The 22,856-nt window shown below is 62.9% G+C and carries 18 protein-coding genes and 3 tRNA genes; 7 read left to right on the top strand and 14 right to left on the bottom strand.

All coding sequences use genetic code 11. The annotated features are described in order from the left end of the window. The first annotated feature begins 601 nt into the window (after positions 1 to 601). Entirely contained in the window at positions 602 to 805 is a 204-nt protein-coding gene (locus LCF59_RS11730; protein ID WP_292287710.1) for a hypothetical protein, read from the top strand. A gap of 16 nt (positions 806 to 821) precedes the next feature. Here the strand turns inward: LCF59_RS11730 and LCF59_RS11725 are convergent, their stop codons facing one another. The 8 genes from LCF59_RS11725 to LCF59_RS11690 all read right to left on the bottom strand — a co-directional run bounded on the left by LCF59_RS11725 (position 822) and on the right by LCF59_RS11690 (position 11,533). Next, on the bottom strand, positions 822 to 1,580 hold the full coding sequence (locus LCF59_RS11725) for an RlmE family RNA methyltransferase (protein ID WP_292287717.1): 759 nt from the start codon (positions 1,578 to 1,580) through the stop codon (positions 822 to 824). Between the two features lie 169 nt (positions 1,581 to 1,749). Next, on the bottom strand, positions 1,750 to 2,538 hold the full coding sequence (locus LCF59_RS11720; RefSeq protein WP_292287708.1) for a xanthine dehydrogenase family protein subunit M: 789 nt from the start codon (positions 2,536 to 2,538) through the stop codon (positions 1,750 to 1,752). Positions 2,539 to 2,552: 14 nt separating this feature from the next. Continuing rightward, positions 2,553 to 4,928 carry a xanthine dehydrogenase family protein molybdopterin-binding subunit gene (locus LCF59_RS11715; RefSeq protein WP_292287706.1) on the bottom strand — a complete coding sequence of 792 codons (2,376 nt, stop codon included), beginning with the start codon at positions 4,926 to 4,928 and terminating at the stop codon, positions 2,553 to 2,555. A gap of 93 nt (positions 4,929 to 5,021) precedes the next feature. Then, positions 5,022 to 5,507: a (2Fe-2S)-binding protein gene (locus tag LCF59_RS11710; protein WP_292287704.1), complete on the bottom strand. Its 486-nt coding sequence runs from the start codon at positions 5,505 to 5,507 to the stop codon at positions 5,022 to 5,024. Positions 5,508 to 5,563: 56 nt separating this feature from the next. After that, positions 5,564 to 6,124 (bottom strand): CoxG family protein, encoded by a 561-nt coding sequence (locus LCF59_RS11705; protein ID WP_292287702.1) that lies wholly within the window; start codon positions 6,122 to 6,124, stop codon positions 5,564 to 5,566. Between the two features lie 230 nt (positions 6,125 to 6,354). Continuing rightward, on the bottom strand, positions 6,355 to 8,907 hold the full coding sequence (locus LCF59_RS11700; RefSeq protein ID WP_292287700.1) for a penicillin-binding protein 1A: 2,553 nt from the start codon (positions 8,905 to 8,907) through the stop codon (positions 6,355 to 6,357). A 113-nt stretch (positions 8,908 to 9,020) separates the two neighbouring features. Next, entirely contained in the window at positions 9,021 to 10,238 is a 1,218-nt protein-coding gene (locus tag LCF59_RS11695; RefSeq protein WP_292287699.1) for an N-acetylmuramoyl-L-alanine amidase, read from the bottom strand. Positions 10,239 to 10,375: 137 nt separating this feature from the next. Next, positions 10,376 to 11,533 (bottom strand): aminotransferase class I/II-fold pyridoxal phosphate-dependent enzyme, encoded by a 1,158-nt coding sequence (locus tag LCF59_RS11690; protein WP_292287697.1) that lies wholly within the window; start codon positions 11,531 to 11,533, stop codon positions 10,376 to 10,378. 57 nt (positions 11,534 to 11,590) lie between these two features. On the opposite strand from LCF59_RS11690, the gene LCF59_RS11685 reads away from it, so the two are divergent. Both LCF59_RS11685 and LCF59_RS11680 read left to right on the top strand, forming a co-directional pair. Continuing rightward, entirely contained in the window at positions 11,591 to 12,928 is a 1,338-nt protein-coding gene (locus LCF59_RS11685; RefSeq protein ID WP_292287695.1) for a M48 family metalloprotease, read from the top strand. A gap of 20 nt (positions 12,929 to 12,948) precedes the next feature. Then, a complete protein-coding gene (locus tag LCF59_RS11680; RefSeq protein WP_292287693.1) occupies positions 12,949 to 13,707 on the top strand; it encodes a DsbA family protein in 759 nt (252 codons plus the stop codon). Positions 13,708 to 13,774: 67 nt separating this feature from the next. On the opposite strand, the gene ispG is transcribed toward LCF59_RS11680, so the two are convergent. The 3 genes from ispG to hemA all read right to left on the bottom strand — a co-directional run bounded on the left by ispG (position 13,775) and on the right by hemA (position 17,993). Beyond that, complete coding sequence (ispG, locus tag LCF59_RS11675; RefSeq protein ID WP_292287691.1) at positions 13,775 to 14,902, bottom strand: flavodoxin-dependent (E)-4-hydroxy-3-methylbut-2-enyl-diphosphate synthase; 1,128 nt, start codon at positions 14,900 to 14,902, stop codon at positions 13,775 to 13,777. Between the two features lie 108 nt (positions 14,903 to 15,010). Further along, positions 15,011 to 16,642, bottom strand: a complete 1,632-nt coding sequence (locus LCF59_RS11670) for a helix-turn-helix domain-containing protein (RefSeq protein WP_292287689.1) — start codon at positions 16,640 to 16,642, stop codon at positions 15,011 to 15,013. Between the two features lie 127 nt (positions 16,643 to 16,769). After that, on the bottom strand, positions 16,770 to 17,993 hold the full coding sequence (gene hemA, locus LCF59_RS11665; protein WP_292287687.1) for a 5-aminolevulinate synthase: 1,224 nt from the start codon (positions 17,991 to 17,993) through the stop codon (positions 16,770 to 16,772). A 308-nt stretch (positions 17,994 to 18,301) separates the two neighbouring features. Between hemA and LCF59_RS11660 the strand changes: the two genes are divergently transcribed. The 3 genes from LCF59_RS11660 (at position 18,302) to LCF59_RS11650 (ending at position 21,206) form a co-directional block, all read left to right on the top strand. Next, positions 18,302 to 19,678 carry a M20/M25/M40 family metallo-hydrolase gene (locus LCF59_RS11660; protein ID WP_292287685.1) on the top strand — a complete coding sequence of 459 codons (1,377 nt, stop codon included), beginning with the start codon at positions 18,302 to 18,304 and terminating at the stop codon, positions 19,676 to 19,678. 125 nt (positions 19,679 to 19,803) lie between these two features. After that, a complete protein-coding gene (locus LCF59_RS11655) occupies positions 19,804 to 20,349 on the top strand; it encodes a hypothetical protein (protein WP_292287684.1) in 546 nt (181 codons plus the stop codon). Continuing rightward, positions 20,346 to 21,206: an alpha/beta fold hydrolase gene (locus LCF59_RS11650; RefSeq protein WP_292287682.1), complete on the top strand. Its 861-nt coding sequence runs from the start codon at positions 20,346 to 20,348 to the stop codon at positions 21,204 to 21,206. The genes LCF59_RS11655 and LCF59_RS11650 overlap by 4 nt, the downstream gene beginning before the upstream one ends. Before the next feature lie 79 nt (positions 21,207 to 21,285). Here the strand turns inward: LCF59_RS11650 and LCF59_RS11645 are convergent. Together LCF59_RS11645 and LCF59_RS11640 are read right to left on the bottom strand one after the other, a co-directional pair. Further along, a tRNA-Asp gene (locus LCF59_RS11645) sits at positions 21,286 to 21,362 on the bottom strand. A 29-nt stretch (positions 21,363 to 21,391) separates the two neighbouring features. After that, positions 21,392 to 21,468 (bottom strand) — tRNA-Asp (locus LCF59_RS11640). A gap of 320 nt (positions 21,469 to 21,788) precedes the next feature. On the opposite strand from LCF59_RS11640, the gene LCF59_RS11635 reads away from it, so the two are divergent. Then, positions 21,789 to 22,634: a LytTR family DNA-binding domain-containing protein gene (locus tag LCF59_RS11635; RefSeq protein WP_292287681.1), complete on the top strand. Its 846-nt coding sequence runs from the start codon at positions 21,789 to 21,791 to the stop codon at positions 22,632 to 22,634. Between the two features lie 30 nt (positions 22,635 to 22,664). Here LCF59_RS11635 and LCF59_RS11630 read toward each other — a convergent pair. After that, a tRNA-Val gene (locus LCF59_RS11630) sits at positions 22,665 to 22,740 on the bottom strand. Positions 22,741 to 22,856: the final 116 nt, after the last annotated feature.

Raw genomic sequence — 22,856 nt, 5'->3', positions numbered from 1 at the left:
GTCGAAACAAACCAAACCGCCCGCATATCTCTTCAGATATTATCAATGTCAAAGAGCAACCCAGAAACAAAACCAGACCAGTGCGCCCTAACCGCGGCGCGCCCGCCCTGACAAACCCCTGAATTATCCGCCTTCCGTTCCAACCGACACAAAGCCCGTCGTCCCTTCAACCGTACCAACAAACACCTCAGCGCCGCCGGTGAAGGGGTATTTAGAGTCACCGCCCAAAGTCCGCAAGACGAAAATTGGAGAAAACCGCACAAATCGTCATTTTTTTGTCATGTAATTGATTCTCATGGGAAATTTCAAGGCGTGACCTGCCGCGATACGCAAGGCGCTGGCGTTACTGTCGTGTCCAATGTCCGTGATCTCGGCTTATCCACAGCTTTACCCACATTTTCTTGGGAAAACTGCCGGACTCCCCCCCGACTCCGCAGCCACGACCGGCAATCGTCCGAGGCGTCCCCCTTCTGACCACGGGGGCACGTCGTGCCCTGAAGGCATTCCGGCGATGCGCCTGTGGCCGGCCACGAAACCGGCACAAAATGGCCGTATTGGACCGCTATCCCGGTCTCCGTGTCATACTGCCTGGGGAGGCTTCATGCGACATTATCCAGTGCTGCGGCCCGCCACGCCGCGGTTCCAACGGTTGTTCGAGTTGCGCAAACAAAAGGACGTCCAGGACCTTTTGCAGGATGCAGGGGAGGACGTGGGCACCTTGCGCCCGGATGTGGCGCTGGCCCTGCGCGACCGTGCGATCCGGTCGCTTCGGACGGTCGAGCCGTACCAGACCACCCTGGAATAAGGAGCGACCGTCCGGGTCAGGCGTCGGGTTGCCCGCGAAACCCCATCGCGACGACGAATTTCTCGGAACTGTCGGACCGGGAGGCCGGTGGCTTGACATTCATCACCTTGGTGAAGCGCTGTTTCAACAGTTTCTGCAAGCTGCCCTCGGCCCCGCCAGCAAGCACCTTGGCCACGAAGGTTCCGCCCTCCTCCAGCACGTCGAAGGCAAAATAGGCAGCCGCCTCACACAGGGTGATAATACGCAGGTGGTCGGTCTGCTTGTGACCAGAGCTCGAGGCAGCCATGTCGGACATCACGACATCCGCCTGCCCGCCCAGCCAATCTTTCACCCTGTCATCCGCCCCCTCGTCGAGGAAATCGAGCTGGTGCAAGTCGCAGCCGGCGATCGCTTCCATTTCCTGCAGATCGATGCCCAGAACGGTGCCCTGGCTCTTGCCCGGCTTTTCACCTAGCGCATTCACCCGTTTGACGGCAACCTGGCACCAGCCCCCGGGCGCAGCGCCGAGATCGACGACGCGGGCGCCGGGAACAAGGAAGCGGTACTTGTCATCCAGTTCGAGGATCTTGTAGGCCGCACGGCCCCGGTAGCCATCGGCCTGCGCGCGCTTGACATATGGATCGTTCAACTGCCGCTGCAACCAGCGCGTCGAGCTGGGTTTGCGGCCCCGGGCGGATTTCACCTTGACCTTGAGGTCGCGCTGCCCGCGCCCGGAGGTGTTCTTGCCGTCAGGGGTTTTGCCGGTCGGGGTCTTGCCGGTCGGGGTCTTGGCCATGGTCCTGCCCTTGGTGATGTTTCGCAGGGGGGGTGTAGCATGGCTTGCGGGGAAGGTCAGTAGGGCTTCGACGAACACGGGGCGTGATGTCATGGACCTCTTGCCTCACGCCAAAAGAAAAGCCCCGGTCGGGGAACCGGGGCTTTGATCCATGGTCTTTCGACGGCGGTCAGCTGGCCGCGGCCACCGCACGTTTGGTCATTACACCGACAAGATGCGCCCGGTAAGCGCCCGAGCCGTGCAGGTCCGAGATCATGCCGTCACCCGACACCGACAGGCCGTCCACGGCCTCGGGTGCGAAATTGGCCGACAAGGCCTCTTCCGCCTCGGTCCAGCGGAACACCCCTTCTTCGGAGGCGCCGGTGACCGCAACGCGGACGCCATCGCTGAACTTGGCAACGAACACGCCCACGAGCGCAAAGCGCGACGCGGGTTGTTCGAACTTCATGTAGGCGGATTTTTCCGGCACCGGGATGCGGATCTCGGTGATGATTTCCCCCTCTTCCAGCGCGGTGGCGAACATTCCTTCGAAATAGTCATCCGCCGCGATTTCACGGGAGTTGGTTATCACGGTGGCTCCGGTCGCGAGCGCCGCCGCCGGGTAGCACGCCGACGGGTCGTTGTTCGCCAGGCTGCCGCCGATCGTGCCGCGGTTGCGCACCGCGGGGTCGCCGATATTCGCGGCCAGCGAAGCCAGTCCGGGAATATCGCCCGCGTTCCTGGCAACCATGGCGTGGGTGGTGCCACCGCCGATCGACAAGCGCCCGTCGTCGGTCTTGCAGACGCCCTTCATCTCGGCGATGCCGGACAGGCTGACCAGGACCGACGGCGCGGCAAGGCGCTGTTTCAGCGTCGGTATCAGGGTTTGCCCGCCGCCCAGGGGCTGCGCTTCGTCCCGTGCCAGCGCCTTGACGGCGTCGGCGACGGATGTGGGACGTTCCATGTCAAAGCTGTACATATCGTCAGCCCTCCTTATTGGTCATTGATCGCCGCCCAGACGCGCGATGGCGTCACGGGCATGTCGATATGAGAGACGTGGGCGTGCCCACCCGAATGCAGCGCATCTATCACCGCGTTCACCACCGTCGGCGGTGAGCCGATGGCCCCGGCCTCGCCACAGCCCTTCACGCCAAGCGGGTTGTGCGTGCAGGGTGTCTGGCAGGAATGGTCAACCACATAGCTTTCCATGTGCGGGATATCATCCGCGCGCGGCATGGCGTAATCCATGTAGGACGCCGACAGAAGCTGACCGTTTTCGTCATAGGCGCAGTTTTCCAGCAGCGCCTGGCCGATGCCCTGGGCGATGCCGCCATGCACCTGGCCTTCGACGATCATCGGGTTGACCACGTTGCCGAAATCATCCGCCGAGACGAATTTTTCGATCGTCACCTTGCCGGTGTCGGGATCGACCTCGACCTCGCAGGCATAGGCGCCCGCCGGGTAGGTGAAGTTCGCCGGATCATAGAAGGCGGTTTCCTCGAGCCCCGGTTCGATGTCTTCAAGCGGGTAGTTGTGCGGCACGTAGGCCGCCAGGGTGACATCGCCCCAGGCCACGGACTTGTCGGTGCCCGCGACGCTGAACTGGCCATCCTTGAGTTCGATATCGCTGTCGGAGGCTTCGAGCATGTGCCCGGCGATCTTCTTGGCCTTGTTGATGATCTTCTCGGTCGCCCGCACCATGGCCGATCCGCAGACCGCGAGGCTGCGCGAGCCGTAGGTGCCCATGCCGAAGGGGATTTTCGACGTGTCGCCATGCACGATGTCGATCATGCTTTCGTCGATGCCCAGCATCTCGGCCACGACTTGCGGGAACACTGTTTCATGCCCCTGCCCGTGGCTGTGGGCGCCGACCATCACCGAGATCGAGCCTGTGGCATTCACCCGGACCGTGGCCGCGTCGTATAGACCGGCGCGGGCACCGAGCTGTCCGACCAGGTTCGAGGGTGCGATGCCGCAGGCTTCGATGAAACAGTTGATGCCGAGGCCACGGAGTTTGCCGTTCTTCTCGGATGCGGCGCGGCGCGCGGCGAAGCCGGGAATGTCGATCAGCTCTTCCATCTTGTCCATCGTGGCATGGTAGTCGCCCGTATCATAGGCAACCGCCACCGGGGTTTCATAGGGAAACTCCGTGACAAAGTTCTGGCGGCGCAACCGAATCGGATCGACATTCAGTTCACGTGCCGCCTTGTCGATGACGCGTTCGAGCTGGAACGTCGCTTCCGGGCGGCCCGCGCCCCGATAGGCGTCCACGGGCACGGTGTTGGTGAAGACGGCCTTGACGTTCACCTGCACCGCCGGCGTCTTGTAGTTGCCCGCCATCAGGGTGCCGTGCAGCCATGTCGGCACCGACGAGGCAAAGGTCGACAGGTAAGCGCCCATGTTCGCCTTGGTGTCGGTGCGCACGCCGATGAAGTTGTTGTCCTTGTCCAGCGCCAGTTCGATCTTGGTCACGTGGTCCCGACCATGCGCGTCGGACATGAAGGCCTCGGAGCGGGTCGAGGTCCATTTGACCGGACGGTTGCAGGCCTTGGCGGCGAAAGTGCAGAACGCCTCTTCCGCGTAATGGAAGATCTTGGTGCCAAAGCCGCCGCCCACGTCGGGAGCCACGACGCGCAGCTTGTGTTCGGGGATGCCCAGAACGAAGGCGCCCATCAACAGGCGGATCACATGCGGGTTCTGGCTCGTGGTGTGGAGCGTGTGTTCCCCGTTGGCGCGCGAGAATTCCCCCACCGCGACGCGCGGCTCCATCGGGTTGGCGACCAGGCGATTGTTGACCAGCTCCAGCGTTGTCACATGCGCCGCGCTTTCGAACGCGGCCTGGGTGGTTTCGGTGTCGGTGCCGAAGAGCCAGTCATAACACAGGTTGTCGTCGAGATCGTCATGCACCTTGGTGGCGCCGGGTTCCAAGGCCTTCCCCATGTCGACCACGGCCGGAAGCTCTTCGATATCGGCAACGATCGCCTCGGCGGCGGTGCGCGCCTGTTCGAGGCTGTCGGCCACGACCGCCGCATAGGGGTCACCGACGTGGCGCACCTTGCCTTGGGCCAGCACCGGGTGCGCGGGTTCCTTCATCGGCGCGCCGTCCTTGTCGGTCACCTGCCAGCCGCAGGGAATTCCGCCGACGCCTTCGAAATCCGCGCCCGTGAAAATCTTGACAACGCCGGGCATCTTTTCAGCCTCGGACGTGTCGATGCTCTTGATCGTGCCATGCGCCACATCAGAGCGCAGGAAATGCACGTAGGCCTGGCCGTGAATGTTGATATCGTCGGTATAATTGCCGGCGCCGGTCAGAAAGCGGACATCTTCGCGCCGCTTCGGGCTTGCGCCTATGCCATGATCTTTGGGCATGTGGGTTCCTCCAGGTTGCGTGACGCTCATCACGCCGGGACGGCTTTTCGCGAAAAGCCCTGCCACGGGGGCGGATGAGCCTGCGTGTTCGGGTTATTCCGCGGCGACGGCAGCAACATCCTGACCGGACGCTGCCATGATCGCCTTGACGATATTATGGTACCCGGTGCAGCGGCAGATATTGCCTTCCAGGTAATCGCGGACCTCGGCCTCGGATGGCTTGGGGTTTTCCTTGAGCAAAGCCGCCGCCGACATCACCATCCCCGGTGTGCAGAAGCCGCATTGCAGGCCGTGATATTCTTGGAACGCCTGCTGGATCACGTTGAGCGAGCCGTCTGCATTGGCCATGCCTTCGATCGTCGTGACATCGGCCCCGTCCGCTTCGGCGGCGAACATGGTGCAGGATTTGACCGCCTCGCCGTTCACATGCACCACGCAGGCCCCGCATTGGGACGTGTCGCAGCCAACATGGGTGCCGGTCATGCGCAGATCTTCGCGCAGGAAATCGGTCAAGAGCGTGTTGCCCTTCACCTCGCCGGAGACGGATTTCCCGTTCACCGTCATCGTTACGTTTGTCATCAAACTCCTCCCGTCAAATTGTCAAAAATCGGTTGTATCTCGGATGCGGCTGCCAGTCAGGACACCAGTTTCTTGAACCAGCCCTTTTTCTGTTCGCCACCCTCTTGGGCCGCTGCGGATGTCTCCGGTGCCGCGCCCTCTTCGCCGGTGTCCGGTCCGGTTTCGTCGTCGTTCTGCGGGCCTTCGACCACGTTCTGGAAATTGGTGAAAAACTGGTCGGCCATTTTCTTGGCAAACCCATCGATGACCCGGCTGCCCAATTGCGCGAGCTTGCCGCCCACCTTGGCATCCACATCGTAATGCAACTGGGTGCCGCCCTCGACTTCGGTCAGCGTCACATCCGCGCCGCCCTTGGCAAACCCGGCGGCGCCGCCCTTGCCCTCGCCGGTCAATGTGAGCGATTGGCCCTCTATCCTGTCGGACAGCACAACCGTGCCCTTGAAGGTTGCCTTCACGGGGCCGACCTTCTGCACCACCGTTGCTTCGAAGCCGTCTTCGGCGGAGCCCGACATTTCTTTACAGCCGGGGACGCATTGCTTGAGCACCTCGGGATCGAGGATTGCGTCCCACACCTCATTCGGCGGGGCCGCGATCGTTCGGGAATCAGTCATCTGCATGGAACCGGTCCTTTTTTGCTGGCCAGCCTAAGGGGTCGAACCCCGAGGGCATATAAGACCAATGGCTTAGCTTATGTCCAGAGGCTAGCATCCCGACACCGGATGCGTCAGCCCGTAGTTTTCGAAGACTTGGGCGATCCGTCCCCCGGACCGTCCTTGCGCGTTGCACCCGGTCCTGTCTGGCCGATGTCTGGCCAAGGCTGCAAACGAGCCAGGAAAACGGTCCGGGGTCAATACAGCCCGCCCGAGCTGAGCGTGCCAAAGGACGCCTTGGGCCCGACGATCCCGGTTTGCCCGCTTGAGGTGGTCACTTCCTTTGTGCTCCCGCCAGCGTCCTCGTAGAGTTCGAAATTCGATCCCATCGCAAAGCCGCCATCGAACTGGATGCCAAAGACCGGCTCCTCGCCCTCGCGGAAGCATTCGGCCACAACACTGTCGCCGCTGGCGCTGTCGGACAAGCGCGCGCCGGTGTTGCGGTCGATTTTTATGAACTGGCAGCTCTCGGGCGGGCGGAATTCATTGCCGCCGAATTTCGCCACGGCCTTTTGCATGAACGCGTTGAACACCGGTCCGCACATACCACCGCCCGACGCCCCGCGGCCAAGGCTGCGCGGCTGGTCATACCCGATGTAGCACCCCGCCACGATATTCGAGGTGAAACCGACGAACCAGACATCCTTGGCGTCGTTGGTGGTGCCGGTCTTGCCCGCCGTGGGCACCGGCAGGTTGACTGTTCTGCGCGCCGTACCACGGTCGACCACACCCTCCATCATCGAGGTCAGCTGATACGCCGTGACGGCATCCATAACACGTTCGCGGTTGCTGCTGATGGTGGGCGCGCGCCCGGTTTCCAGCACCGGCTGCGCGCAGTCCACGCATGTGCGCTGGTCGTGTTTGTAGACGGTGCGGCCATAGCGGTCCTGCACCCGGTCCACGAGCGTCGGGTCCACACGCTCGCCGCCATTGGCGAACATGGCGTAGGCCGCAACCATCTTGTAGAGCGTGGTCTCGTCTGCCCCCAGTGCATTGGCCAGAACCCGGCCCATGTTGTCATAGACGCCGAATTTCTCGGCATAGCGGGCGACAGTGCCCATGCCGACCTCTTGCGCGAGGCGGATGGTCATCAGGTTGCGCGACTGTTCGATCCCGGTGCGCAACGGCGTCGGGCCGTAAAACCGGTTCGACGCGTTCCGCGGCCGCCAAACCCCTTGCGGCGTGTTGATCTCGATCGGGGCGTCGACGACGATGGTGGCCGGCGAATAGCCACTGTCGAGGGCCGCGGCAAAGACAAAGGGCTTGAAGCTCGATCCCGGCTGGCGCTGCGCCTGGGTGGCACGGTTGAACACCGAATTCTGGTAGCTGAAGCCGCCCTGCATCGCCAGAACGCGGCCCGTATTCACGTCCATCGCCATGAAGCCGCCCTGCACCTGCGGCACCTGCCGCAGGGTCCAGCGGATGAAGCTGCCATCGCTGTCCGACGTCATGCGCCGCACATGCACCACATCGCCCACGTCGAGAAGGTCACCGGCCACCTGCGCGCGCGGGCCAAGCGACCCGTCGTCGTTGCGCTTGCGCGCCCATTGTACGTCGTTGGCAGGGATCCAGTGGCCGTCTTCGTCATCCGGCACGCCCTCGATACCGATACGGGCATCGTTCTGGCCGACCTCGAGAACCACGGCCGGGGACCATGGGTTTTCGAGCCGGATGTCCCGCGCGAGCGTCACCTCCGACAGCGCGTCGCGCCAGCTTTCTTCCGACCCGAGCTGCTCGGCGGGGATCGATTTGCCAGTGCCGCGATAGATGCCCAGCGACCGGTCGTAGCGTTCGAGCGCGCCTTGCAAGGCCTCCGCGGCCTCGGACTGAAGCTCTGGATCGAGAGTGGCGCGCACACTGAGCCCGCCCGAGAAAAACTCGCCCTCGCCGAAGTCCTCGCTCAGTTGGCGGCGAATCTCGTCGGTAAAGTAGTTGCGCGGCGGCAGCGCTTGGCCGAACGGCTCGTAATCGCCGTTCTGAACGGATTTGAGCGGCAATGCCAATTCGCTCTCGTAGGCCGCCCTGTCGAGGTAACCGTTCTCGTACATCTCGCGGAGGACGAAATTGCGCCGCGCCAGCAGCCGTTCTTTTTGCCGTACCGGGTGATAATCTGACGGTGCTTTCGGCATCGACGCCAATGTCGCCGCTTCATGCGGGGCAAGTTCTGTCAGCGCCTTGTTGAAATAGGTCTGCGCGGCGGCGGTCACCCCGTAGGAGTTCTGGCCAAGGAAAATCTCGTTCATGTAAAGTTCGAGGATCTTGTCTTTGCTCAGCGTTTCTTCGATCCGGGACGCGAGGATGATCTCCTTGATCTTGCGCTCGACCCGGCGGTCCCCGGACAGAAGAAAGTTTTTCATCACCTGCTGCGTGATCGTCGAGGCCCCGCGCACGTCCCGCCCGCCGGAGGCGATCGCGTCAAAGCCGGCCGCCGCGATGCCGCGCAGATCATATCCCTGATGGTCGTAGAAATTCTTGTCCTCGGCCGAAATGAACGCCTGCTTGACCAGATCGGGAATCTCGTTGGCAGGTGTGAACAGGCGCCGTTCCTGTGCGAATTCGTCGATGATCTTGCCCTCGACCGAATAGATCCGGCTGATCGTCGGCGGCGAATATTGCGCGAGGCTTTCATGGCTGGGCAAATCGCGCCCATACATCCAGAAGACGCCACCCACGCCAAGCGCCACCATCATCACGCCGAGAGTGACGAGCGTGAAGATCGCGCCGAAGAAAGACAGGATGAATCTGATCACGGGGTGCCCCTGTTGGAATACACCACACCTACGAAATCGCGGCGCGATGGTCAAAACACATTGCCGGTCAGACCGGCGTCGGATTGCCTATGACGCAGTGTCACATGACAGGTTCAGTTGCGCCTGAGCGGCGCCAGCGCGGTATCCTCGCTGCGCCACTCCATCAGGCCATCGCGGATCCCCGCCGCCATGCCCTGGCGCCAGATCGGATCGTTCAGGTTTTTCAGGTCTTCTGCCGTGGACAGGAACCCCACCTCAAGAAGCACCGAGGGGATATCCGCCGCCTTGAGCACGGAAAATCCCGCGCTGCGCATCGGGCGCTTGTGCACGCGGCCCACGGCATTGCGGATCCCTGCAAGCATGTGTTCGGCCAGCGCCGCGCTGCGCGGTGCATTGTCCAGCCGCGCAAGGCTCATCAGCACATTGGCAACCCGGTCGTCGGACTGGCCAAGATCCAGCCCAGCCAGCAGGTCGTCGCGGTTGTGCCGTTCGGCCAAAGCCGCCGAGGCCGCGTCCGAGGCCGCGTCCGACAGGGTATAGACCGCGGCCCCGCTTGCCACGCCTTCGGCCAGCGCATCGGCATGGATCGATACGAAGACATCCGCTCCGGCATCCCGTGCGAGCGCCACCCGCGCCTCGAGCGACACGAAGTAGTCCCCGTCGCGGGTCAACACCACATCGAAGCCACCGGCCCGCCGCAGTACCTCCTGCAATTCGCGGGCAAAGGTCAGCATGAGGTCCGCTTCGCGGACCCCGTCGTGTTCCGCGCCCGGATCGATGCCGCCATGGCCGGGGTCAAGCACCACCCGCAACCGCGACGGGTCACGTGGCGGAATCTCGACCACCTCGGCCGGTGCGGGCAAATCCCAGCGCCGGTCGCGCGGCGCGCCCGATACGGCTGCAAACGCGGCCTGGTCGGTGCGCTCCAGCCGCACCGTGATCCGCGCGGCACCCGTCGTGCTGTCGGTCACCAGTTCAGCGCTCTCGACCGTCATCGGCTCGGCCAGGTCGGCGACCAGCCGCGACCAGCCCGGCCGGTAGCCCCCCATGCGCAGCGATGTCACGCGCTCTGCATCGATCAGAGATTGCGGGTCCACGTCGCCCCATTGCACCTCGCGGAAATCCATCACCAGCCGGTTCGGCTCGGTCAGGGTAAAGACCCGCCACGGCACGCCCTGGCTGATTTCCAGACGCAGCTCCGCCCCGCCCCAGCGGTCTGTAAGCTGCCCGCCCTCGAAGCGAGCGAGCGCGCCAAGGGTCTGCCCCAGCGCCGGAAAAGCGCAGAGCACACAGACGATGGCCGCCAATATCCGTTTCAAAACACCGCTCATGACCTGATTCTCCGGCGGCCTCTTGCGGGCCGTTGCATGCAGCATACCCCAAACAGGCCCGTCGGGAAACGGGGCAGAGTGCCGGGTGCATCTTCTCTTTTCAAACGTGCAAAGATTGCCGACAGCGGCGGCGCGCGTCACTGGTCGATATGGCCTTGCGCCTGCATGAAGCCGCGCAAGCGCTCCAGCCCCTCGACGATATCGGCTGTGGACCGGGCATAGGAAAATCGCAGCGTGCCGCCGCCGCGCGCCGGGTCGAAATCCAGCCCCGGCGTCACAGCGACCCCGGCCTCGTCGAGGATCGCGCGGGCAAAGGCGCGGCTGTCCTGCGTCAGATGAGACACGTCCGCATAGACATAAAAAGCCCCATCCGGCGGCGCGATCCGATCGAACCCGGCCCGTGGCAACCCGTCGATCATCAGTTGCCGGTTGGCGCGGTACACATCCATATTCGCCTCCAGCTCATCGCCGGCGTCAAGCGCGCCCAACGCAGCGACTTGGGCCGCGTGCGGCGCACAGATGAACATGTTCTGCGCCAGTCTCTCCACTTGCCGCAGGTTGGCCTCGGGCAGGACCAGCCAGCCGATACGCCAACCGGTCATGCTGAAATACTTGGAGAACGAATTGATCACGCAGACATCGTCGCTGATCTGAAGCGCGCTGACCGCCTTATGGTCGTATTCGATCCCGTGGTAGATCTCGTCCGACAGAAAGGCAGCGCCCCGCTCCTGCGCCGCCCCGACCAGCGCGCCAAGCGCCTCTTTTCCCAGCATGGTCCCGGTGGGATTGGCGGGCGAGGCCACCATCATCCCCTGGTAGTCGACCGCCGCCAGATCGCTCGGCTCCATCTGGTACCGCGCCTCTGCCCGGGTCTCGATCTCGACCGGAACCAGGTCCAGCGATTTCATGATCTGCCGGTAGGACGGGTACCCCGGCGCCCCCAGCGCGATCCTGTCTCCGGCGTCAAACAGCGCGGTGAAGGCCAGGATGAACCCGCCCGAGGATCCCGGCGTGACGACCACGCGGGCCGGGTCCAGGTCGACATCGTACCACTCTCCGTAAAGCCGCGCGATCCGCTGGCGCAGCGCGGGCAGACCCAGCGCGACGGTATACCCCAGCGGATCGGCGCGCATAGCGCTTTGCAACGCGTCGCGCGCCCTGGCCGGTGCTGCGGTGCCCGGCTGGCCCACCTCCATGTGGATGATGTGCCGCCCCGCATCCTCGGCTTGCCGGGCTGCCTCCATAACGTCCATCACGATAAAGGGATCGACCGATCCACGGCTTGAGTTCCGCATCATTCTCTTCCTACACTGGGTTTGGGCAGACCTATGGGCGAACGCAGGGGCACGTCAATGTATCACGCAACACGACAGCTTGTCCGCAGCGTCGGGCTCGCCCTGTGCCTGACCGCCCTGATCGGCACGATCCCCGCCCGCGCGGCAACGCTGCTGCGCGATGCCGATATCGAGCACGCGCTGAAACAGCTTGGTGCGCCGGTGTTGCGCGCGGCCGGGCTCAGCCCGAACCAGGTGCGCATCCTGTTGATCGACGACAGCACCCTCAACGCCTTTATCATCGACACGCAACACATCTTCATCCATTCCGGCCTGCTGAGCAAGCTGGAGACCGCCGCGCAGGTGCAGGCGGTGATCGCGCACGAGGCGGCGCATATCGCCAATGGCCATATCTCGCGCCGGCTGGGCAACATGCGCTCGGCGCGCACCGCCGCCGGTTTGGGCATGGCGCTGGCCGCAGCGGCGGTCGCCGCGGGCGGCGGACGCGGCGCGGTCGGGCTCGGCATCGGGCTGCAATCGTCAACCTTGCGCAGCCTTCTGGCGCACTCCCGCGCCGAGGAGGCGTCGGCCGATATCAGTTCGGTGCGCTATCTCGTCCGCGCCGGGGTCGATCCGCAGGGCGCGATCGAGGTGCAGAATCTCTTTCGAGGACAGGAAGCCCTCGCCGAAAGCAGACAGGACCCTTACATGCGCTCGCACCCGCTCAGCCGCGACCGGTTGCGCGCGCTCAAGGGTCTGGTCGCGTCGGCATCGGCAAAAGCGGCTCCCGACCCGGCGAGCGCCTACTGGTTCGACCGCGCACAAGGCAAGCTGACCGCCTTCACCCGCGCGCCCGGCTGGACCCTGCGGCGCGCCGATGACAGCGTCAGCGCCGATATCACGCAACTGCGCAGGGCGGTGGCCTACCACAGGCAGAGCGATCTGCGCCGCGCGATCCAGAACATCGACGCCGCGATCGGCGCGCGCCCCAATGATCCCTTCCTCCGCGACATCAAGGGACAGATCCTGCTGGAATCGCGGCGCGCCGCCGATGCTGTTCGGGTTTATTCCGCCGCGGCCCGCCTTGCCCCGCGGGAACCGCTCATCCTTGGCGGTCTGGGGCGCGCCCATCTTGCGGCAGGCAACGCCCCCGAGGCGTTGCGCACGCTCGAAGCCGCACGCGGGCGCGATTTCCGGGATACGCGTCTACTCCGGGATTTGGCCGTGGCCTATGCAAAAACCGACCAGAACGCGATGGCCTCCCTGGTGACCGCGGAACGCTACGCGGTGCAAGGCCGCCTCAAGGACGCGGCGATCCACGCCGAACGCGCCGAGGGCGCCTTGCCGCGCGGATCCGGCCCATGGCAACGCGCCCAGGATGTGTTAAGTGCAGCCCAACGCGCCAAAGCGCGCTGACCCGGATTCTGGAGACCCCGATGTTGAAAAACCGCCTTGCCTCGACCCTTCTGACCCTGGTGCTGGCCAGCGGCGTTCAGGCCGCAGACCTTGACCTCGAGAACATGTCCGACGCTGATCGTGCCGCCTTTGGCGAACAGGTGCGCGCCTACCTTCTGGAGAACCCGCAGGTCATCATGGAAGCGGTTCAGGTGCTTGAGGACCGGCAGGCCGCGCAACAGGCCAGGGGCGACATTGCCCTGATCGAACAACATTCAGAGGCGATCTTCAACGACGGGTATTCCTGGGTCGGCGGCAATCCCGAGGGGGACGTGACCATCGTGGAATTCTTCGATTACCGCTGCGGTTATTGCCGCCGCGCTCACCCGGAGGTCACGCAGCTTCTCGAAATGGATGGCAATATCCGCTACGTCGCCAAGGAATTCCCGATCCTCGGGGAAAACTCGCTCGTGTCCTCGCGCTTTGCGCTTGCCGTGCGGGACGTCGCGGGCGACGCCGCCTACAAGGCCGCAAGCGATGCGCTGATTGCGCTCAACGCCGATATGGACGAGCCTGTGTTGCGGCGGCTGGCCGGAACGCTGGAGCTTGATGCCGACGCGGTGATCGCGGCCATGGACAGCGACGCCGTGACCGCCCAACTGGCGCAGACCCGCGAGCTGGCCCAAACCCTGCAAATCACCGGCACGCCGTCTTTCGTGATGGGGGATCAGTTGATCCGGGGATATGTCCCGCTCGACGCGATGCTACAGATCGTGGACGAGGCGCGCAGCGAAGGCTGAACCTGACGGGATCCGTCGGCAAAGGTCGCCCTGCGGCCTTTGCCATTCGGTCCAAGCCGGCTGATCGCTATTCAGCCGCCTCTTGCGCGACTTGCGCTTCGAGTTCGGCGGCTTTCTTTTCCACTTCCTCGACGATGTGATCAACCATCTGGTCGTTCGTCATCTTGTGGCTTTGCTTGCCCGCGAGATAGACCATTCCGGACCCGTTGCCTCCGCCGGTAAAGCCGACATCGGTCATCAACGCCTCTCCGGGTCCGTTGACCACGCAGCCGATGATCGACAGGCTCATCGGTGTCTTGATATGTTCCAGCCGCTCTTCGAGCTTTTCGACCGTCTTGATGACGTCAAAACCCTGTCGTGCGCAGGACGGGCAGGAAATGATGTTCACCCCCCGGTGCCGCAAGCCCAGTGACTTGAGGATTTCATAGCCGACCTTCACCTCTTCCACCGGATCGGCCGAGAGCGACACACGGATCGTGTCACCGATTCCCATCCAGAGCAGATTGCCCAGCCCGATGGCGGATTTTATCGTGCCGGAGGTCAGGCCACCCGCCTCGGTAATGCCGAGGTGGATCGGGGCATCTGTTGCGTCGGCCAGTTGTTGATAGGCGGCGGCGGCCATGAACACGTCAGACGCCTTGCAACTGATCTTGAACTCGTGGAAATCATTGTCTTGCAGGATCTTGATGTGGTCGAGCCCGGATTCCACCATCGCGTCGGGACAGGGTTCGCCATATTTGTCGAGCAGGTGCTTTTCCAATGATCCGGCATTCACCCCGATGCGGATCGAACAATTGTGGTCGCGCGCCGCCTTGATGACTTCGCGCACGCGGTCTTGCGACCCGATATTGCCCGGATTGATCCGCAAGCAGGCCGCACCGGCCTCTGCTGCCTCGATGCCGCGTTTGTAGTGGAAATGAATGTCGGCCACGATCGGAACCGGGCTTTCGCGCACGATCTGTTTGAGCGCCCGCGAACTGTCTTCGTCCGGTACGGAGATGCGCACGATATCCGCACCAGCGTCCGCAGCCGCCTGCACCTGCGCAACGGTCGCCCTGACATCCGGGGTCAGCGTGTTGGTCATGGTCTGTACGGTGATCGGCGCATCGCCCCCCACCGGGACGTTGCCCACCATGATCTGGCGTGATGTGCGGCGGTAAATATTGCGCCACGGACGAATGTGATTGAGGCTCATGCGACGTTCCTCCGGCCGGAAATGTCACCCAAACGCGACACCGTATCTATGCCATAGCTAGGCCGGCAGTCCAAAGGCTTCAAGCATGAACTGAATGCGATATCCGGGTCAGTCTGTCGCTTGTTGCGGAATGTCCAATTCGGCCACGACCCGTGCCAGATCGCTGTCCGCCTCGATGGATGCAACGGAATAGGCGTCGGACAGCGCGCCCACCGAAAGGGCAAGATCGGATGTCACGGACCCGCGCGGGCCGGCGGGACCATACGTCTGCCCGTTCATCGCGAAATAGACCGCGCCGGATTCGCCGACACGCAGGGTCGGCGGCTCTTCGGTTGCGGGCACCTGGTAGGTGTCGCCCGCATTCATGATCGTTTCATAGATCACGGTCCCGTCAGCGGCACGCACGCGAATCCATGCCGGGCGAACCGCCACCAGCATCACGCCGGGCGCGGTGTCCTCAAGGACCTTGGGCTGGCCGATCGTGGCTTGCCCGCTGCCGGTGCCAAGGTCGGCGAGCACGCGCGACAGGTCCTCATCGCCTTGCGGATCGACCGGCTGAAGCGCCGCGGCCAGCGTCGGCCCGTCCAGCGAAAGATCCGAGGTCACGGTCCCGGACGGCCCCACCGGGCCGACTGTATTGCCGTTCACGGAAAGGTAAATCGCGCCGCTTTCTCCGACATTCAACACGGCGTTCGGCTCTGACGCGGGGACGGTCCAGGTATCTCCGGCCTGCATCACCTGTTCATAGAGAATCGACCGATCCTCACCGCGCACCCGCACCCAAGCAGGGCGCGCCGCGACGAGCACAATGCCCTCAGCCGGCAGCGCGTTGTTCTGCGGCCCCTGCGCGACGCTGTCCGGCGGCGCGGTGTTCACCGATGGCCCAAGATCGACTGTCGGCAACTTTTGCTGCGACGCCTGTGCAAACGCGCCAACGCTGTTGGGATCCAGTGTCGAGATCGGCGCATCCCGCGCCACCAGCACCGGCACATCCAGCGCCTGCGGGCGGTACAGTCGATCAAACGCCTCGACCGTCGCGGGCGGCGTGAACATGCCGACGGCGGTGCTCCGGGAATTGCCGGCGGCTTCGCGCGTGTCGTCCGAGTCCCGATCAGGCTGCGCCGTGGCCGTTTGCAGCGGATCGAGATCGGACAGCACAACAGGTGTCTGATCCACCGGGGTCAACTGTACCCTCTGCACCTCTTGCAGCACGGTATAGCCGCCATAGCCCAGACCGCCCAGAAGCAGGACGAGGACAAGGGTCGATCCGATCGCCCCAGGTTCGATCCGCGACAGGACCGAGTCGTTGCCCGGCGCGAAGGGCAGCGCAGGTTCCGAGAACGGATCGCGTTCCTTTATCGGACCGGGCGTGCCGGCCGGCAAATCCGGCTTGGCGCGCGACGATGCCGCATCGGACATACCATGCGCGGTTTCAAACCCGCTTTCGGCGCAGAACACGGAAAACGTATCATCCGGGTCCATCCCGAGATAGCGCGCATAGGACCGCACATACCCGGCGATAAAACCCGGCGTGTCAAAAGCGGAGGGATCACAATTTTCGATGGCGGCGATGTAATTGGCCCTGATCCGCAGTTCGCGCTGCACATCCAGAAGCGATTTGCCAAGGGTAGCGCGTTCCCCGCGCATGACATCGCCAAGCCTGAGTTCGAAATCATCGAATCCGCGTGGTTTGACGTTATCAGCGTCCTGCGATAGCTTTGGGGATTTCCGCCCAATCATATTCGCTGCCCCTTGCCGTTTAACCGTCTTAACGCTGCCTGAGTCGCGCGTACCACCAAATCGAGTCGCGCGCATTTATTACTACAACGCTAACACACAACAAGGTTTATTGCACTGATTCCACTGGTTATGCACTGAGTTCGGCGCGATTCAGCGCACAATGAGACCATAATTCGTCCATGGCGCGGACCAGCGTGTCGATCTCTTGCGGCCCGTGCACCGGCGACGGGGTAAAGCGCAGCCGCTCGGTCCCGCGCGGCACCGTCGGATAATTGATCGGCTGCACATAAATGCCGTAGCCGTCCAGCATCATGTCGGACAACTGCTTTGTGTGCACCGGGTCGCCGACGATCACCGGGATGATATGGCTGCCGTGGTCGATGATCGGAAGACCCAGCCCCTTGAGCCGCGTCTTCAGAATCCGCGCCTGAAGCTGGTGCTGATCCCGCAGCGTCTGGTCTGACTTCAGATGCGCGACAGAGGCCGCGGCCGCCGCAGCCACCGCGGGCGGCAGCGACGTGGTAAAGATGAACCCCGGCGCGTAGGAACGGATCGCATCGCACATCTTGGCCGATGCGGCGATATAGCCGCCCATGACGCCATAGGCCTTGGCCAGCGTGCCATTGATGATGTCGATCCGGTGCATCAGCCAGTCCCGTTCGGCCACACCCGCGCCACGGGGGCCGTACATACCGACCGCGTGCACCTCGTCGATATAGGTCAGGGCGCCGAATTCGTCGGCCAGATCGCAGATCGCCTCGATCGGGCCGAAATCGCCATCCATCGAATAAATCGATTCGAAGGCGATCAATTTGGGCGCCTCCGGATCGTCGGCGGCCAGAAGCTCGCGCAGGTGATCAAGGTCGTTGTGCCGGAACACACGCTTGGCCCCGCCGTTGCGGCGCACCCCTTCGATCATCGACGCATGGTTCAATGCGTCGGAATAGATGATGAGGCCCGGAAAGAGCTTGGGCAAGGTCGACAGCGTCGCGTCATTGGCAATATAGGCCGAGGTGAACAGCAGTGCCGCCTCCTTGCGATGCAGATCGGCGAGCTCGAACTCGAGGCGCTTGTGAAACACGGTCGTCCCGGAAATGTTGCGCGTTCCGCCAGACCCCGCGCCGGTGGCGTCGATCGCCGCGTGCATCGCATCCAGCACCACGGGATGTTGACCCATCCCGAGGTAATCGTTGCCACACCAGACCGTGATATCCTGCTCCGTGCCATCGGGCTTGCGCCAGACCGCATGCGGGAATTGCCCGTTCTGTCGTTCGATATCAATAAAGGTCCGGTAGCGCCCCTCTTCGTGCAAACGGTCCAGGGCTTGGTCTAGTTGGGCTGCATAGCTCACCGGCGTCTCCTTCAGTCTGCGATCCGCCGCACCAATCGGCGCTGTCGGTATCGCATTCGTAACTTGGAATGGATATAGATCGTATTCCCGCATGACAATATATTTACGGAACGACCAACCGTCGCAGCCTTGATCTGAATCAATCCGCCGGCCCGTCCCGCGACTCCCGCGAAAAATCCCGCAAAAAATCTGAATCTACCCCCTCCATTCTGCGCGACCCTCGTGACAGACCCCGATCCCGGCACCGCTGGACAGCCCGATGCGCGATGATAGGGTCGGCGCAGAATTCGCAAAACAGGAGCCGCGCCATGTCTGTCGATCCCGTCCTTTCCCGCATTGATTCCACGCTGGATGACAGCCTCGAGCGCTTGAAGGACTTTTTGCGCATCCCGTCGATCTCGACAGACCCGGCCTATGCCGAGGCGTGCGACCGCGCGGCCGACTGGCTGGTGAGCGATTTGCAGTCCATGGGCATCGAGGCCGAAAAACGCCCCACATCCGGCCATCCCATGGTGGTCGGCCATGCCGACGGCCCCGGCCCGCATCTCCTTTTCTACGGTCATTACGACGTGCAGCCGGTCGATCCGCTTGACCTCTGGGTCAACGACCCCTTCGACCCCCAGATCGAAGATACGCCCAAGGGCCGCGTGATCCGGGGGCGCGGCACCTCGGATGACAAGGGCCAGCTCATGACCTTTGTCGAGGCGTGCCGGGCGTGGATCGCCGAACATGGCACCCTGCCCTGCAAGATCACCTTCTTTTTCGAGGGCGAGGAAGAGTCCGGCTCGCCATCGCTGATCCCGTTCCTCGAGGATAATGCAGATGATCTCAAGGCGGATGTCGCCCTGATCTGTGACACCACGCTTTACGACAGCCGCGTGCCCGCAATCACCACGATGCTGCGCGGGATGCTGAAAGAGGAGATCACGATCACCGGTCCCGGCCGCGATCTGCATTCGGGCATGTATGGCGGCCCGGCGATCAACCCGATCCGTGTGCTGGCCCGGATCATCGCCTCGCTACACGACGACCAGGGCCGAATCACGGTTCCCGGCTTCTATGACGGCGTGCCCGAAATCCCCGACGAGATTCGCGCGCAATGGGACGGTCTGGGTTTTGACCATACCGCGTTCCTTGGGGGTGTCGGACTTTCGGTCCCTGCGGGCGAGGCCGGCCGCAGCGCGCTCGAAATGATCTGGGCGCGCCCCACCTGCGAGGTGAACGGGATCGGCGGCGGCTACCAGGGGGCGGGTTTCAAGACCGTTCTGCCCGCGCAGGCGCACGCCAAGATCAGTTTCCGTCTTGTCGGCGATCAGGACCCGCACGCCATTGACCAGAGCTTTCGCCAGATGGTGCAGGACATGCTGCCCGCCGATTGCGATGTCACCTTCAACAGCGACGGCGCGGCGCCCGCATCGGTCATGTCGATCGACAACCCGATGTTCGAAACCGCCCGCCAGGCACTGAGCGACGAATGGCCAGACGAGGCGGCCTTTATCGGCTCCGGCGGATCCATCCCGGTGGCAGGTCACTTCCAGACTCTGCTGGGGATGGAATCGATGCTGATCGGTTTTGGCAAGGATGACGACCAGATCCATAGCCCGAACGAGAAATACGACATCGAAAGCTTCCATCGCGGCACGCGCAGCTGGGCACGCATCCTGCAGGCGATTTCGGCCACTTGACCGTCAATTGTGACCGGTGAGGCCAAAGCGATCATTAAAATGCGGTTAACAAATCTCGGTTGCGCCCCACGCCTCTCCAATTCTGGCCACATTTGCGGGGGATTACAGACCCCATGACACGGACCGTGAAGAAACAAGATCGCAACGATTTCATGCGCCGCCTGGAGCGTCTGGACCCGCAGTTCGCAGCAACGCCGGCCAAGGCCCGTGATGACCGCAAACCCTGGGAGACCGAGAAGACCGGATCGCAAAGCCCGATCATCATGATGATGCTGGGGTTCGGTCTTGCGGTTCTGGCGCTCTTTGCGGCCAATGATCCCGAAATGGTCGAAGCCCTGTTGATCCAGAGTGGCTGGCCCGTGCAGTTGATCTCCTACGGCACGAACAGCGTTTCCCTGCTGATCATCGGGCTTGTGATCTTCTACCTGGCCAACCTGGTACGGGTCGTGACCCCCCGCGCCACAGGACGCTGGAACTCCGGCGGTCTCGTGATCGGCGCGGTGGCTGCGCTTGCCTTCACCAGCCTCGACCCGAGCCATCTTCAGGCCGGCTATGATTATGTCGGCATCGACGGCCCCGCCGACATCCTGACATTTGCGCGGACACGCGGCTCGGAGATCGCAGATATTGACTGGGGCAGTGTCGTGATGGTCTCCTCGTCGCCGAAATGACCACTGAACATCACGTTACGACAGACAATCAAGTGATCGCATACGGGGGGACCGGAACCGGGCCGCCCCTTTTGCTGTTGCACGGTTTTCCCCAGACCCGCGCCATGTGGCGCCCGCTGCTGCCCGCGCTGTCCCGGTCCTTTACAGTCATCACCGCCGACCTTCGCGGCTACGGCGACAGCAGCAAACCTGCCACCATGCAAGAGCTGAGCTTTCGCAACATGGCGCGGGACATGGTGTCCCTCATGGCCGCCCTCGGTCACGCGGAGTTTCATGTCGCGGGCCATGATCGCGGCGCGCGCACCGCGCACCGCATGGCGCTCGACCATCCTGAAACAGTCCAGAGCCTGACGGTCATGGACATCGTGCCGACAGAGCACCTGCTGACTCATATGACAACGGGCATCGCCAAGGCCTATTACCACTGGTTCTTTCTGGCCCAGCCCGAGCCGTTTCCCGAAATGCTGATCGGCTCCGACCCGGATATCTATTTCGAACGCTGCCTGCTCGGGTTCGGCAAAGCCAGCCTTGACGATTTCGAGCCCGATCTATTGGCCGCGTACCGCGCAGCCTGGCGCGACCCGCAGTGCATCCGCGCCATGTGCCACGACTACCGCGCGGCCATCGAAATCGACTGGGAACATGACCGCGACGACCTGCACCGCACCGTCGCCTGCCCGGCGTTCGTACTCTATGGCAAAGACGGCGCAATGGCGCAGATGCTGGACCTTCCCGCAACATGGGCCGATCGTCTGGACAGCATGCAGCACGCGGCAATCGATGGCGGACATTTCTTTCCCGATCAATCGCCGACGGCGACCGCAGAGGCGTTGCACAGGTTTCTCGTATCGCAGTGACCGGCGCACATCGCACAAACCCGCGTGCGGATTGCGCTCCCCGTGGGGACTGTGTTTTCAAACCTTTGAAGGAGGGAAATGGCGCGGTTGACGGGGCTCGAACCCGCGACCCCCGGCGTGACAGGCCGGTACTCTAACCATCTGAGCTACAACCGCGCATTTCACGCTGATGCGATTGGCAGTGGTGGCGCGGTTGACGGGGCTCGAACCCGCGACCCCCGGCGTGACAGGCCGGTACTCTAACCATCTGAGCTACAACCGCTCACTGCCGCCCGCATCTGGGCGTGACGCGGGTTCTATGGTCAGTGCCCTGCCCCGTCAAGCGGTTTCACAGGCTTTTCTCACGCAAAAATCAAGTACGTCCGACCGGTTGGGCTGACGCAGCGCATCGCTTCACAAAAGCGGCATCACCCGGCAATCAGGATCGACTGTGCGAATGCACCTCATTTCGATCTCGACGCGACATCTTTGATCTCTCAGACTGCGACGAAAGCAATCTATTGCTATCTTCTTCCGAGTTTGACACATAGAAATTCCGATATGTAATCAGATATCTTTCGATAACTTTCGACAACTTGGTACATGGTACAGAAATTGCGTGTGGGTATGAAACGGTTGTTGGAAACCCGGATCAACTTTTGGGATCTGCTCGGCGGGCGGATGTCGTTCGACATTGCCATTTATAGCCGCGTGCTGTGTCACAAGCGCACCGTTCTTTTTCTGATGCTGTGCCTCGTGACGATTTTCGCCGCCGATCCGTCCGGCGTACGCGATTACGTCCCGCTCTGGTTCAGCGTGTTCGTCTGGCCAGTGGCGTTCGCGCTTTACCTGGGACTGTATTATGTCGGGTTCCTGTTGGCGGCTGCGGTGAGTCGGGTTTTCGCCGGGTTTCGGGTGCCGACACCGCTGATCGGGCTGGTTGCCCTGTTCCCGGTTGCGTCGCTCTGCGAATGCGTGGCCGGCGTCTTGAGCAGCGGAACCTATCCACAGGGGACGCTCTCGCTCATGTTCTATTTCCTGTCGGTTCAGGGGATGGAGACCGTCTTTTACAGATTCATCATGCCCGGTGTCCGGCATGAGATCGAGCAAGCCAAGGCCGAGCGCCATCTGGTCGTCGGGGGTGAAAAGATCAATCTGCGTGACCTGCACCACATCAAGGCCCACGAACATCATGTGCATCTGACGCTGTCCGATACACGCAAGCTCATCCGTGCCCGGTTGGGCGACTTGGTCGCGCAAACGAAACCCGAGGACGGGCTTCAGCCTCACCGCTCGTGGTGGGTGGCCCGGCACCAGGTAAAGACGCACGAACACAGCAACGGACGAATGACCCTGCGCCTGCATGATGACACCATCGTGCCCGTCGCCAGAACGCGTGTCGATGCTGTTCAGGACTGGTTGTCCAGCCATATCGACGGGCCGATATAGCCACCGAGTTCCGGTTTCGAATCAAGGGAATGGTGGGTGATGAGAGACTCGAACTCCCGACATCTTCGGTGTAAACGAAGCGCTCTACCAACTGAGCTAATCACCCGCTGGCGTGCCGTTTAGCCAAGCCGCTCAAGACGCGCAAGTGCTTTTTGTGCCGCGCGTTCCACCGACAGGTCGAAAGCAAAACACGCAGCCCTGTCGGGACTGCGTGCCTGAACA

Source organism: Marivita sp., assembly GCF_020055675.1.
GTDB lineage: Bacteria > Pseudomonadota > Alphaproteobacteria > Rhodobacterales > Rhodobacteraceae > Marivita.
Note: the sequence above shows the minus strand (reverse complement) of the source record. Positions and strands in the feature narration are given on the sequence as shown.

Coding starts and splice junctions, on each gene's coding strand:
- LCF59_RS11685 (WP_292287695.1), top strand. CDS start 11,591: ATGTATCACGCAACACGACAGCTTGTCCGCAGCGTCGGGCTCGCCCTG.
- LCF59_RS11710 (WP_292287704.1), bottom strand. CDS start 5,507: ATGACAAACGTAACGATGACGGTGAACGGGAAATCCGTCTCCGGCGAG.
- LCF59_RS11690 (WP_292287697.1), bottom strand. CDS start 11,533: ATGCGGAACTCAAGCCGTGGATCGGTCGATCCCTTTATCGTGATGGAC.
- LCF59_RS11635 (WP_292287681.1), top strand. CDS start 21,789: ATGGTACAGAAATTGCGTGTGGGTATGAAACGGTTGTTGGAAACCCGG.
- LCF59_RS11725 (WP_292287717.1), bottom strand. CDS start 1,580: ATGGCCAAGACCCCGACCGGCAAGACCCCGACCGGCAAAACCCCTGAC.
- LCF59_RS11660 (WP_292287685.1), top strand. CDS start 18,302: ATGTCTGTCGATCCCGTCCTTTCCCGCATTGATTCCACGCTGGATGAC.
- LCF59_RS11720 (WP_292287708.1), bottom strand. CDS start 2,538: ATGTACAGCTTTGACATGGAACGTCCCACATCCGTCGCCGACGCCGTC.
- ispG (WP_292287691.1), bottom strand. CDS start 14,902: ATGAGCCTCAATCACATTCGTCCGTGGCGCAATATTTACCGCCGCACA.
- LCF59_RS11670 (WP_292287689.1), bottom strand. CDS start 16,642: ATGATTGGGCGGAAATCCCCAAAGCTATCGCAGGACGCTGATAACGTC.
- LCF59_RS11705 (WP_292287702.1), bottom strand. CDS start 6,124: ATGCAGATGACTGATTCCCGAACGATCGCGGCCCCGCCGAATGAGGTG.
- LCF59_RS11730 (WP_292287710.1), top strand. CDS start 602: ATGCGACATTATCCAGTGCTGCGGCCCGCCACGCCGCGGTTCCAACGG.
- LCF59_RS11715 (WP_292287706.1), bottom strand. CDS start 4,928: ATGCCCAAAGATCATGGCATAGGCGCAAGCCCGAAGCGGCGCGAAGAT.
- LCF59_RS11695 (WP_292287699.1), bottom strand. CDS start 10,238: ATGAGCGGTGTTTTGAAACGGATATTGGCGGCCATCGTCTGTGTGCTC.
- LCF59_RS11680 (WP_292287693.1), top strand. CDS start 12,949: ATGTTGAAAAACCGCCTTGCCTCGACCCTTCTGACCCTGGTGCTGGCC.
- LCF59_RS11650 (WP_292287682.1), top strand. CDS start 20,346: ATGACCACTGAACATCACGTTACGACAGACAATCAAGTGATCGCATAC.